Origin of the sequence: Bacillus cereus group sp. BceL220 (assembly GCF_051776965.1) — a bacterium.
In the GTDB taxonomy this organism is placed as follows: Bacteria; Bacillota; Bacilli; order Bacillales; family Bacillaceae_G; genus Bacillus_A; species Bacillus_A cereus.
The window spans coordinates 17,205-30,529 of record NZ_JBPWBC010000009.1 but is presented as its reverse complement, the minus strand read 5'-3'; the positions used below and the strand labels follow the sequence as shown (position 1 = coordinate 30,529).

Genomic DNA, 13,325 nt, shown 5'->3' with positions numbered 1-13,325 from the left:
CATTACGTAATTTCATTTTTAACTATTTCCTTCTAAAATTTTGAAGTTTTATTATAAAAACTTTGTCTTAAATTTAGCTTAATAAAAAATTGAAAGAAATAAGATTCCTCTTATCTCTTTCAATTTTTTATTACATATACCTTTTTACTCGGCAACTCTAAACAATTTAGCTGACCGCCATACACAGCCCCGCCATCAATTCCAATAATACGATTACTACCAAAATACACTCCGCACTCCTCACTACCATGAAGCGTTTTTGTTTCCGTATGCCCAAATACAACAACCTTTTCACCGCTATATCCATTATGAAATTCATTACGGATCCACATTAACGTATATGGTTCAGATTCAGAAACTCGTTTCATCGGTTCAACCCCAGCATGTACAAATATATACTCTTCTGTTTCAATATAATGATCTAATTCTTGAATAAACTTTATATGTTCCTCTAATACACGAGAGTGTAAAATTGGTTTTTGGAAGTCTTTCTCATTAACCACAATATCTTCTTCTACAAATCCATAGCTATATAATGTCTTATCTCCACCATTTCTTTTTACCCAATGGTTCCATGAACGTTCCTCATTTGTCGTTAACGCCTTAATCATCATATCTTCATGATTTCCCTTTAAAATGAGTGCTCCCTCTTCTTTCAATTCTCTTACCTTTTCAATTACAGCACGCGCATTTGGACCACGATCTACATAATCTCCCAGTAAGATTAATTGATCCTGTTTCGCATCATATTGAGCTTCTTCCAATAACTGTTCGAACTTTTCTATCTCTCCATGAATATCACTAATAACAAGAATTCTTTTCATATTATCCCCCCTCTTTCTAATTATAGTTCAAAACAACGGAAAATTCCGAATCTTAACCTTGAATCATATTTATCACGCATTAACGGGCCGTAAGACCCCCACTGATTAAAGTTTCACTTTATTACAAACTAAACTATTATCCTTACAACAATGTAAGTCTCTTGTCATCCAATTCGATAGTTGTAATTACTGTATTTCCTTATACTGAAAGTAAGAAATGAAACAAAAAACAAGGAGAGATGAGAGATGAAAAAAGTAATGGAAGTTGTAGTAGCGGTAGTAGAGGTTTTCGTAAATGGTAAACAAGTCGCAATGGAGTTAAATAAATAATGAAAAGGACAACATTCACTCTAGACCCTTTACTCATATAAAAGAGATAAGACTTCATCATTTCTTTGATCCCTTATCTCCCTATAAAGAAAGCCGTATCCCTTTTAAGGATACGGCTTTCTCTTATTTTTGACTCGTACGAGCTGAAATACTAATTGCTCTATCTGTTGCTTTGGCAGCTTCATCTAACGCTTCTTTACTATTCTTCCCGTCATACATCGCTTCTAATGCTTTTACAACTGCATCTCGTGATTCTGGGAATACACTAATTAAAGCACCTTGTGTTGCTGGAGATTGCTTTGTCGCTTGCAGTTGATCTACTGTTACTTTCAACTGCGGATATTTTTCATATTGCTCTTTTACTAATGGCTCATTATATGCATCTGGATTAATTGAGAAATAACCTGTTGCAGTATGCCATTTCGCTTGTACGTCTGGCTTCGTTAAATATTTCATAAAGTCCCAAGCACCTTGTTGCGTTTCTTCTGAAACCATATTCGTCATCCATAATGATGCTCCCCCAATAACAACACCATTTTGTTTCGAATCCTCTGGATATGGAATATATGAAACACCTACATTAAACTTAGATGCATCAATTAAATCACGAACACCTGCTGAAGAATCTAAATACATAGCAACTTGTCCAGACTGGAACGCAGCACGAATATCATCCCAACTTGCTCCATACTTTCCAAGGGCGCCAGCTTTATTTAAATCATCTAACATTCCAAATACTTTCTGTCCTTCTTTACCGTTAAATACCGCCTTCTTTGCAGCATCCTTACGACCGTTTTCGTTATCTACATATAAAGCACCTTGTGTCGCTAACAATTCTTCAAAGAACCAACCGTAGTTAAGCATGGAGAATCCATATTGTTTTACATTTCCGCCTTCTTTAATCGTTAACTTTTTCGCTGCTTCTTGTAATTCCGCATATGTTTTTGGAGCTTTCTCTGGATCTAAGCCCGCCTTTGCAAAAGCATCTTTATTATAAATTAATACTGGTGTAGATGAATTAAATGGCATAGAATACATTTTTCCATCAACTGAATAATAATTTGTAATTGCTTTTTCTAATTTTGACGTATCGTACTTATCTTTTTTTATCCAGCTATCAATTGGTGTGATTTTTTTGCTATCAATCATATATTTCGTTGTAATTTCACTCGATTGAACAAGAGCTGGCGCTTCTTTCGTTGCAGACATCGTTCTAAATTTCGTTAAAGACTCTTCATATGTCCCTTGGAACTCTGCCTTTATCTCGTATTTATTTTGCGACTTATTATAGTCTGCAACAAGACCATCTAGTACTCCTTGTGTTTTTCCACCCATCGCATGCCAGAAGCGAATTACAGTTTTATCACCATTTTTTTCAACTGGTGCTACTTTTGCCTGTGCTTCAGGTTTTCCCTCTGTTTTACTATTTGAACAAGCGGCACTAGATAATGCCATTGTTGCTGCCATTAATAAAGCAGCACCTTTTTTAACTAGACTCATTTAAATCTCACCTTCTCTTAGTTATTTAATTGCACCTTTTGTTAATCCTTGTTGTAATTGCTTTTGCCCTAAAAATAGTAAAATCAATGTTGGAATAACGATAACCGTAACACCGGCCATTACGCTTCCCCAATCAGTTGCAACTTCTTGAGACTGAAGCTGCTTTACACCGATTTGCACTGTTCTTACTTTTTCATCAGTGGTCACTAAAAGTGGCCATAAATACATATTCCATGTTGTTAAAAAGCTATATACTCCAAGCGTAATAAAACTCGTTTTACAATACGGTATTACAACGCTGAATAAAAATCTTATATTTCCAATCCCTTCAATAAAAGCAGCTTCTTTCAGTTCATTCGGGAGTGTCATAAAATGTTGACGTAACAAGAAAATACCGAAAGCTGTTGCAAAAAACGGCACTGTCATCCCAGCGAAACTATTGATCCAGCCAAAGTTTTGAATCGTTAAAAAGTTAGGTACCATCGTTGCTTCCCACGGAATAAGCATCGTTGAAATAAACAGGAAGAAAATTAAGTTTCTCCCTTTAAATTGAAGAAAAACAAAAGCATACGCCGCTAAGCTTGATACGATAAGTTGTCCAATCATAACGACTGTCGATACAATTAAACTGTTATATAAGTATGTAAAAAGTGGTACTTTTTGAAAAATATTAATGAAATTATCAAAAGTAAATTGAGTTGGAAATAACCTTCTCATTTGAATATCGTCTGGTGTCATAAAGCTTATTAAAAACGCATACAGTACAGGAAAAAATACCATTACTGCACTAATTATGAGCAGCATGTATAATAGGAAATTTTGCTTCCACTGTTTAACAATCATTTATAATGCACCTTTCTCTCAGCAAACTTAAATTGAAGTAATGTAGCAATGAAAATGAAAACAAATAATACCATCGCTTGTGCACTTGCTGTTCCAAATTGATGATTCACAAACGCCTCTTTGTAAATCGAGTACACAATTAAATTCGTTGCATCATTCGGTCCACCGTGCGTTAAAATATCAATTTGTCCAAAGCTTTGGAACGCACTAATTAACGTTACTGTTACAATAAAGAATAAAGTTGGCGATAGCATCGGTAATGTAACACGGCGAAGCTTATATAAATAACTAGCACCATCTATAGATGCACTCTCATATAAAGACGTATCGATATTTTGTAAACCACCTAATATAACTAAAAATGCAAACCCTGTATTCACCCAAACTGTTGTAACTGATACAGAGAATAGTGCCCAGTCCGGGCTCGTTAACCATGCGATTGCAGGAAGATTCATAGCGGCTAATATATTATTAAATAATCCTACACTTGGATGAAATAAAAATAGCCAAATCACTGCACTAGCAGCTACTGAAATTCCCATCGTCGAAGAAAACAGAACTCGGAATAACCCAATACCTCTTACCTTTCCATTTGCAATCAATGCAAGAAACAAAGCAAATATAATACTTGTAGGCACTGTATATAAAACAAATAGTAAAGTTGATTTTATACTTTTGTAGAAGGCTGGATCAGAGAATAAATATTGATAATTTTCTAAGCCAACGAAAAGATTAGCTTCTCCATGTATATCGGTTAAATAAAAACTATAGTAAATCGTCCTAAACAATGGATAGAACAGAAAAATCGAAAATAGCAAAATAGATGGCGCCAAAAACAATAATCCTATTCTTAAATCTTTCGTTCTCCCCCATATTTTTTTCTTTTTTGACACCTTTGTTTGAACTGGTAACTTACTTACTTCGATCATTATTTCGCCACCACTTTCAACTCTTCTTCAGCTACCACTTTTAAGCGTTCATTCGTGTTTTCGTTAAAGAAGCATAACTTTTCTTGTGAGAATAATAATTTTACTTTGTCACCTTTGTTCAAGAGTAACTGTCCGATGACTTTCGCACTCCAAGTTGTTCCATTTACCGCAAAGTTTAATATAGATTCATTCCCTAATACTTCTACAGATTGCAGCGTCACTTCTTGTCCTTCCTCAGACAGTGCAATATGCTCAGGACGCATGCCTATACGAATTATTCCTTCTGGTAATTGCTTTAACTGTCCAATAGATAATGGAATTTGCAATTTCCCTATATGTAATACACCTTTTTCTTTATCCACTTCTCCATCATTTATATTCATAGAAGGAGAACCTATAAAGCTTGCAACAAATTCGTTTGCTGGTTCGTTATATATGTCAAGTGGTGTTCCAACTTGCTGTATACTTCCTTTATTTAAAACCATGATACGATCTCCCATAGTCATCGCTTCTATTTGATCGTGGGTAACGTAAATTATCGTAATTCCTAATCGCTGCTGAATTTCTCTAATTTCAATTCTCATTTGCGCACGTAATTTCGCATCTAAATTCGAAAGTGGTTCATCCATTAAACAGATTGGTGCTTGACTCACGATCGCCCTAGCAAGCGCAACACGCTGTCTTTGTCCGCCTGATAATTGACCTGGTTTCATTTTCACATACTCTTTCAGTCCTACCATTTCAATAGCTTCCATTAGTCGCTTTTGTCGCTCTTCTTTTTGTACTTTTCTTACCTTAAGTCCAAATAAAATATTTTCTTCTACAGATAAGTGTGGATATAATGCATAATTTTGAAATACCATTGATAGATTACGGTCTTTCGGCTCTAGATCATTTGCAACACGTTCATTAATAATTAAATCTCCCGAAGAAATCTCTTCTAAGCCAGCGATCATTCGTAATAATGTGCTTTTCCCGCATCCCGAAGGTCCAACTAAAACAAAAAATTCGCCCTTCTTAATATGAACCGATACGCCTTTAACCGCTGTCTCTTCTGCATTTTTATATACCTTTGAAACATTTTTCAATTCAATCACAAAGTTGCACTCCTTTTTTCTTCATGTATCCATACTTCATAATGACTTGTTGAAATCGCACTTGCTCCTGCACGAATTGCAATTTCCGCAACTTCTCGCGTTTGAATCAACCCGCCTGCAATAATAGGAAACTCTATTTCCTCTACTAGCTGTTTAATTATAGAAGGCATAATCCCCGGCATAATCTCTACTGCATTTGGTCTAGTCGTTTTACAATTTTCAATTGATTTAGTAAGAGATAAAGTATCTACAATAAAAATACGTTGAATTGTTTTCAATCCAATTTTATTAGCATTTCGAATTGTCGAACCCTTTGTTGAAATAATACCTTGTGCCCCGATAACATCTTGAATATACAAAAGCGCTTCCTCTGTATTCGTATTTAAACCTTGTATAAAATCACAATGAAGAAATACATCATGTCCATGTTTCTGCAATTCATATACACGCTCTGGTAATTCCAGCATTGAACCAGTCATAAGAAAAACTGTTTTCGGCAATTTTTTGTATGCTTTGTATCCTTTCCAATCCTTTATCATCGCAATATAAGGTTCTTTAAACATTTATTCCACCTAACTGTTCTATTTTTATCCAAACTAAAAACACCTACTTACATAGAACGCCTTTCTCCTTATTTGAACTCTAGGGAATAGAGCACACCTAAGAAAGTGGCACATTATATGTAAGTGGGTGTTCTCAAATGTTCTCTACCCTAGTTATTTTGTTACCTTTACTATATTACGCATTTATTAAGTCAGTTTTGATAGATTGTTAATTAGGTGTTAACCGAATGTTAATATTCACCATATCACCATTTACATTAATCTATATATTTAAATACAAACAAATAGAACGAAACAATACTTAAAATTCAATCAATATGTAAATTCATTCCATAGTTAATAAGTTTTAGTTTGCTTGCCACTGCTTGCGAAGCAAAATTATCCCAAGCAGTACTATAAAGTGGAATGCGCTTTTCCTCTTGTATTGATAAGGCCCAGGCTGTAACAACATCAGTACCATATCCATTCCCTTGAAATTCCGCTAAAGTTTCCACACTTGCCTCAGCAGCTACGGGCGTACTTCTGGCACTGCAACAAACAGAAACTACCTTTTCATTTTTTACAATTGCAAAATAAGGTTTCCTCCATTCCATCTGTTCTATTAGATTAGGAAAATTTTCTCGCAAAAGCTCTCTATTCTTCTCAGTTATTTGTATTGTTCTAGTCGGCTTATGTAAATTACTATGAAACATGAAAGCAGGACCCATCCAAATATTTTCCACTGTTCTTTCTTCATTTAATATATTAATAATCTTTGCTATCTCTATATGCTTTGAAGGTTCTCGAATTAACTTCTCAATCTTACTTACCGTTTCATCATCCACATTACAATGATATCTCGTTATACTCCCTTCACGAGTTCTGCCAAGAAAAAAACGTGGTGGTTTCGGATTTCCTTGTTCATTTACATATTTTATTTTTCCTACTCGATTATGAACAAATAAAACCTCTGCCTGAATTACTATTAAATCAAGTTTTGAGAGCCTCATTTTTATCCTCCTTATTTACTCCATTTACCATCCATTCATAATCTATTTTTCATGTTCAAAATAAAAATCCCATTTAAATACACATTACTGAATCCATCATACTAACTGATTTCTTCATTCTGTCTATCTAAATGGGATTATTTTTCGTTTTTTACTCTACTGGTTGTTGTGGCTGTACTACTTCATTCGCTCCAGCTAACCTCAACATATTTACAATATCTTTAAAACCTCTTTTTTCAGCGTATTGCAGTGGCGTCAGATGTTCCTTGTTAGCCATGTTTACATCTGCACCGTGATCAATAAGCAATTGAATTACTTTCTTATGGTTTTCACTACCATTTCCTAATACAATTGCTTCTAATAGCGCTGTTCCACCACGTTCATTTTTATAATTCACATCAATATCTGTATGCTCTAATAATTCTTTAACAACCTCTACATGGCCACGTTCAGATGCAGAAATAAGTGCTGTCCCACCTGACCTAGTCGTTTCTTTCGTATTAACTCCTGCATTAATTAATACTTTTACAATATCCGTATATCCTTCTCTACTTGCATAAAGAAGTGGATTACTTTTTTTCTCATCTTTAATTTCAATATTAGCACCTGCACCAATTAATGCTTTAACTGTCTCTACATGATTTTGGTACGTCGCTGCAAGGACAGGCGTTTCTCCGTTGTCACCTTCTACGTTTATATTCGCTCCATCCTGAATCAACTTCATAGCTGTCTCTGTGTCTCCAAGAGTAGCTGAAAGTAACAACTGTTTGTCCATTAAATTTATACTTTTCTCTTCTTTAGATTCTTCCTGTTCTTTATGCTTCTCTTTTTTCTTTTCATTTTTCACATGAACCGGTTTCGATTCTGGTTCTTCTTGCTTATCGCAAGCCACTACCGTCATTAAAAGTCCTAATAAAATACATAATAAAATTTTTTGTTTTCTCACAACTACAGCTCCTATGAAAGATAATGTTTTCTTAACCATTCCTCCATCACATACAATAACTCTTCTTGAGTACATTTATCCATAAGCCCTTTAGATTCCTTCTTTAATCGGATTATCTTAAGCTTATACTATGTTTCTCAACCTATTGAAATGATACGCCTGATGGCCCCATCATTAACATTATGAAGCAATTAGTTTAGCACGTTTTTACCGCATTTGTATATATTTCTAAAAAGTACATAAATGATTGCTTTAGGTTACTATATTCCATTGTAACCGTTCTGCTAAAAATTTTACACCTTTTCTATATTTGCACCTGAGTAATAATAGAAAAAGACAACTACATAGTTGTCTTTTTCTATTAATGATGTCCACCATGATTTCCTGCTTTCGGTTTCCCCATCATCTCTTTATTCATTTCCCATTTATGCTCTGCTAGCTCTTTATACGAAAGAACTTTCCCCTTATAGTTAGATACAAAGCTCTCTGCATCTTTTTTATTTTTAAATGAAATGACATTATAAGCCATCGGTGTCGTTATTGTTTTATCATATACGTAAGTAGCGTCTTCTAACGAAATCCAATCTTTCGAATCATAATCTCGGACAAATTTCTCTTTCGTCTTTTCATCTGAGTTGATCTCCATCCATTTATACATACAACCGATATCATCAAACTTTAACGCTTTTCCATTTTCTAAAATAATTTCTGTTGCAAATTGATTATCTGTTACCCCAATTTGGCAAATATCACATTTATCATGTTTCTCATCAATGGCAACAGCTGCTGTTTCCTTTTTCCCACACCCGACTACCGTAAATACGAAACATAAACATATAGCAAGTACGACATATTTTACTTTCATCAATATTCCTCCCTAGAAACCGTATACTCCACGAAAAGAATACCAAAAGGTTGTGTGAGATTTGTGAAAAAACAATGTGCTTTTTGTAATATAGGAAACAAAAAAAGATGTGTAGTTATTTCTACACATCTCTCATCACTCGCAACCTGTAATTAACAAATCATCTTCTAATTTAACTAATAATGTATCCGCACTAATTTCCTGTCCAACTTCTACATTTACCAATCTTATATTTCCACTAATCCCGACTGCAATTTTTTTAAGCTCACCGTCATTTTTTCGGATCATCAGTAATTTTTCCCATTCATATACGTAAGAAGATTCATTAATAAAAATCTCCTCTACTTTTCCTTCATAAGAGCTATAAATCTCTTCAATTCTCGTTTTCATATAACATCTACTCCCTATTTCACACTTCACTATTTTCATCTTATTCTACCATTCTTACGAGAAGCAGCTTACTTTTTAAAAATTCAAATTAACTACCGTGAACAAAATGAACAAAATAAAAATTATGCTTCTAATGATGTTATTTTTCAAATTATTTACCATTTGAATAGATGCTTTTATTATAAATAAAAAACCTTTTTCTGAATTTTTATTCTATTTTGAAAGCGCAATCATTCTTTTGAGGGGGAAATTACATGTTAGCACTACTTGGATTTGCGATGGTATTTGTCTTTATGTTTTTAATTATGACGAAACGTATGTCAGCGCTAGTAGCATTAATATTAATTCCGAGTGTTTTTGCATTAATTGGCGGATTCTATGCCAATATGGGGCCAATGATGTTAGAGGGGATTCAAAAATTAGCACCTACTGGTATTATGCTTATGTTCGCTATTTTATATTTTGGAATTATGATTGATAGCGGTTTATTCGATCCTGTCATTAGTAAGATTTTAAAATTTGTAAAAGGAGATCCTTTAAAAATCGTTGTCGGAACGGCTATATTGACTATTATCGTTTCTCTAGATGGTGATGGTACAACAACATACATGATTACAGTTTCCGCAATGTATCCACTATATAAGCGCCTTGGAATGAACCCCCTCATATTAGCTGGAGTTGTTATGTTAGGGGCAGGGGTAACAAATCTTACACCTTGGGGTGGACCCACAGCTCGTGTTATGAGCGCACTTGGACTTGAGGCTTCCGAATTATTTACACCTCTTATTCCAGGAATGATTGCTGGTGCAATTTGGGTTGTTTTCGTTGCCTACTATCTTGGAAAAAAAGAAAGAAAACGTTTAGGAATTATGGATGTACAGTATTTAAAACAAATGCAAACAATGGATGAGCAAGCTGCAACTGTCGAAGCAGCAGTGCATAAACGTCCTAAACTTCTATGGATTAACTTTTTATTAACCGCCACATTACTTGTCTGTCTCATACTAGAAGTTATGCCGTTACCTGTTTTATTTACAGTCGCTTTTGCTATCGCTGTTATGATTAACTATCCAAACTTAGAGCAACAGAAAGAACGTATTGCTTCTCATGCAGGGAATGTATTAGCAGTTGTTTCTCTCGTATTTGCTGCCGGTATTTTCACTGGTATTTTATCTGGAACAAAAATGGTAGATGCAATGGCTAACAGTGTAGTAACTCTTATACCAGATGCACTTGGACCACAACTACCAATTATTACAGCACTTCTCAGTATGCCATTCACATTTTTCATGTCTAATGATGCATTTTACTTCGGGGTATTACCTATTTTGACGAAAGCTGCTGCTACTTACGGAATTAGTGCAGCTGAAATGGGACGTGCTTCCTTACTTGGGCAACCCGTTCACTTATTAAGTCCTCTTGTCGCTTCCACTTATTTATTGGTCGGAATGGCCAAAGTTGATTTCGGTGAACATCAACGCTTCACTTTATTGTGGGCCGTTGGAACGACAATGGTTATGTTAATTACCGGAATTGTGATTGGGATTATTCCAATATAAGATGCAAAAAAACAGTAGAAGAAATAAAATCCTCTACTGTTTTTTATTATGAAGAAACAAGAAAATAACGTCTCTCCGGTCTCCCAACACTTCCATATATTAGCTCTGCGTGGACTTTCTTCCTAGATATCAAATACTCTAAATAGCGCCTTGCCGTTGATCGGCTTACTCCAATCATTGAGCTTAACATTTCTGCTGTAATCCCTTCTTCATTAACTGTTAACATATGCTTTTTTACTTTCGCTAAAGTATAAGGATCTATCCCTTTCGGGGCATATTCTATTTGATCTCCCTTCACGCCTCTTTGAGACCATAAATATTCAATTTGCTCCGTAGATAATTGATTGTTTTTCTTTAACTGTATAATCTTTTTTTGATAGCCTTCCAGACTTGCTTTAAATCGGTCAAACATTAGTGGCTTTACGATATAATCTGTTACTCCACCTCGCAGCGCGTGCCTTACTACATCTGTTTCCGATGCCGCTGTAATCATAATAATATCTGTATCGTGCAAATGATGCCTAATATATGTGACAAGTTCCGTTCCTTGCATATCAGGTAAGTACACATCTAATAAAACAAGCTGTGGCTTCACAAGCTCTAGCCATTCTTTCGCTTGTTCTCCAGTCGTTGCCGTTCCAATTACTTTAAATCCCTCAATTTTTTCAGTAAAACGACGATGAATGTCTGCAATCCGAATATCATCTTCTACAATTAATACTTCAATCTCCTCACCCATTACTATTCGCCTCTCTCTTTCGGTAGTGCAATAATAAATAACGCACCACCTAAATCCCCTTTTTCGATTGCAATACTTCCATTTAAATCTTCTACTAACTCTTTCACTTTTGCTAATCCATATCCTCGCTCTCCTCCTTCTTTCGTCGAAAAGCCTTTATAGAATATGCTAGTAATTATTTCATCATGAATCCCTTGCCCTGAATCTTCCACTTCAATTAATATTTCTTCTCCAATATCAGTTACAAACATCCTTACTTTCTTATCATTCTCTTCATTTTTTTCAATTGCTTCAAATGCATTCGTAATTAAATTCCCTAAAATAGAAACGACATAATTACTCTCAATATGTGGACTTAATTTGTCTAAACCACTTTCTCTATCTAGCATAAAATCAATCTTCAACTCTCGTGCTCTATTATAAAATCCAATTAAAATTCCACCTAGCCATGGATTTTGAATCCGCTTCATAATAAATTGAACAAAATCTTGATATACCGCTGTTTCCTTATGAATAAGCTCTAAAGCATCTTCGTATGATTCTAATTGGATAAGACCTGAAAGCGTATACAATAAATTGTTATATTCGTGCGTTTGCGCTCGTAATGCCTCTGTATATTGCTTCGTCTGAGATAATTCTGCTGTTAACTGATCCATTTCAGATTTCAAACGTAAGCTCGATACAACGCCAGTTACTTTATTCTTTACTTTAATAGGTAGACGGTTCGCAATAACAGCCTGTCCTTTTATATTTAATTGACGATCAAACTGTTCTTCACCAGTTTGAAGTACATCTAGTATCGTTGAATTAGGAATTACATTTAAAATAAATTCCCCAATAATATTTTGTTGCTTATCTAGCGAAAGAATATCATAAGCTGCTTGATTGACTAAACTAATCATGCCATTTTTATCGATTACAATAATCCCTTCACGTACAGATTGAATCACTGTACTATGCTCTTCATATAAAGATGAAATTTCTTCTGGTTCCATCCCGAACATCATTCTTTTTATACTTGCCGCTAAATATATAGAGCCGATTATCCCAATTAAAAGACCTATTATTGTAATCCAAAATACACGCTTTCCATACACTTCTACCGCTCCATGAATATCAGCCATTGAAAACCCAACAGACACCACACCAATAATTTCATTTTCCTGGTTACGGACTGGGACTTTCCCACGCAACGAAGGGCCTAATGATCCATTAGCTTTAGAAACATAAGATTTCCCTTCTAATAAAACGCCTTTATTATCTCCGCCAACCATTTTTTCTCCTATTTTATCTCGCTCAGGATGTGCATAACGAATCCCCTCTTTGTTTCCAACTACAATAAAGTCAGCCTCTGTATCAATTCGAATTTTTTCTGCGATTGGCTGAATAATAGAAGCTGGATTTTCTTTTTGAAAAGCTTCCTGAATTTCTGGTATCGCGGCAACTGTTTTCGCAACATGCAAAGCCCGTTTACCAATTTGCTCTTCTACCGTTTCAGATAATATGTAATAAAATAAATAACTCGTTAGCATAAGTACAACTAAAATAAGTGTACTAATAGTTAATGTAATTCTCGGTTGGAGTTTTAATTTTTTAAATTTCAAAACCATTCCCCTAACATGATTAAAGATAGAATTTAAAGAAAATACAGTTTTTTATTATCATAACACGGTTACTATATATTTCTTTCTTTTTTATCTTCATAAAAAAAGAAACGAAGCATAAGTACTACTTCGTTTCTTAACAGTTTA

Annotated in this window: 13 protein-coding genes; 1 reads left to right on the top strand and 12 read right to left on the bottom strand. The window is 34.6% G+C overall.

What is annotated here, in order from left to right; all coding sequences use genetic code 11:
- Positions 1-119: 119 nt before the first annotated feature.
- From ACS2FK_RS21255 to ACS2FK_RS21210, 10 genes are all read right to left on the bottom strand, one after another.
- Complete coding sequence (locus ACS2FK_RS21255) at positions 120-824, bottom strand: metallophosphoesterase family protein (RefSeq protein ID WP_000821972.1); 705 nt, start codon at positions 822-824, stop codon at positions 120-122.
- A 453-nt stretch (positions 825-1,277) separates the two neighbouring features.
- Positions 1,278-2,654, bottom strand: coding sequence for an ABC transporter substrate-binding protein (locus ACS2FK_RS21250; protein WP_000060579.1), 1,377 nt, complete (start codon positions 2,652-2,654; stop codon positions 1,278-1,280).
- 21 nt (positions 2,655-2,675) lie between these two features.
- Positions 2,676-3,497: a carbohydrate ABC transporter permease gene (locus ACS2FK_RS21245; protein ID WP_000635946.1), complete on the bottom strand. Its 822-nt coding sequence runs from the start codon at positions 3,495-3,497 to the stop codon at positions 2,676-2,678.
- Positions 3,494-4,426: a carbohydrate ABC transporter permease gene (locus ACS2FK_RS21240; RefSeq protein WP_000573794.1), complete on the bottom strand. Its 933-nt coding sequence runs from the start codon at positions 4,424-4,426 to the stop codon at positions 3,494-3,496. The genes ACS2FK_RS21245 and ACS2FK_RS21240 overlap by 4 nt, the downstream gene beginning before the upstream one ends.
- Complete coding sequence (locus ACS2FK_RS21235) at positions 4,426-5,523, bottom strand: ABC transporter ATP-binding protein (protein ID WP_063546396.1); 1,098 nt, start codon at positions 5,521-5,523, stop codon at positions 4,426-4,428. The genes ACS2FK_RS21240 and ACS2FK_RS21235 overlap by 1 nt, the downstream gene beginning before the upstream one ends.
- Complete coding sequence (locus ACS2FK_RS21230) at positions 5,520-6,086, bottom strand: glycerol-3-phosphate responsive antiterminator (RefSeq protein ID WP_000472004.1); 567 nt, start codon at positions 6,084-6,086, stop codon at positions 5,520-5,522. Before ACS2FK_RS21230 ends, ACS2FK_RS21235 begins: the two co-directional genes overlap by 4 nt.
- 308 nt (positions 6,087-6,394) lie before the next feature.
- Entirely contained in the window at positions 6,395-7,075 is a 681-nt protein-coding gene (locus ACS2FK_RS21225; protein WP_063546394.1) for a GNAT family N-acetyltransferase, read from the bottom strand.
- 151 nt (positions 7,076-7,226) lie between these two features.
- Positions 7,227-8,096 carry an ankyrin repeat domain-containing protein gene (locus tag ACS2FK_RS21220; protein ID WP_000287335.1) on the bottom strand — a complete coding sequence of 290 codons (870 nt, stop codon included), beginning with the start codon at positions 8,094-8,096 and terminating at the stop codon, positions 7,227-7,229.
- 286 nt (positions 8,097-8,382) lie between these two features.
- Positions 8,383-8,886, bottom strand: coding sequence for a nitrous oxide reductase accessory protein NosL (locus tag ACS2FK_RS21215; protein ID WP_000865665.1), 504 nt, complete (start codon positions 8,884-8,886; stop codon positions 8,383-8,385).
- 135 nt (positions 8,887-9,021) lie between these two features.
- Positions 9,022-9,276 carry a hypothetical protein gene (locus ACS2FK_RS21210; RefSeq protein ID WP_000857376.1) on the bottom strand — a complete coding sequence of 85 codons (255 nt, stop codon included), beginning with the start codon at positions 9,274-9,276 and terminating at the stop codon, positions 9,022-9,024.
- A gap of 254 nt (positions 9,277-9,530) precedes the next feature.
- Between ACS2FK_RS21210 and ACS2FK_RS21205 the strand changes: the two genes are divergently transcribed.
- Positions 9,531-10,835, top strand: a complete 1,305-nt coding sequence (locus ACS2FK_RS21205) for a CitMHS family transporter (RefSeq protein ID WP_000880474.1) — start codon at positions 9,531-9,533, stop codon at positions 10,833-10,835.
- Positions 10,836-10,881: 46 nt separating this feature from the next.
- Here ACS2FK_RS21205 and ACS2FK_RS21200 read toward each other — a convergent pair whose 3' ends face one another.
- Together ACS2FK_RS21200 and ACS2FK_RS21195 are read right to left on the bottom strand one after the other, a co-directional pair.
- Positions 10,882-11,574 carry a response regulator gene (locus tag ACS2FK_RS21200; RefSeq protein ID WP_053565294.1) on the bottom strand — a complete coding sequence of 231 codons (693 nt, stop codon included), beginning with the start codon at positions 11,572-11,574 and terminating at the stop codon, positions 10,882-10,884.
- 2 nt (positions 11,575-11,576) lie between these two features.
- The gene (locus ACS2FK_RS21195; RefSeq protein WP_003269387.1) at positions 11,577-13,184 is read right to left on the bottom strand and encodes an ATP-binding protein; all 1,608 of its coding nucleotides are present in this window, start codon (positions 13,182-13,184) and stop codon (positions 11,577-11,579) included.
- Between the last annotated feature and the right edge of the window lie 141 nt (positions 13,185-13,325).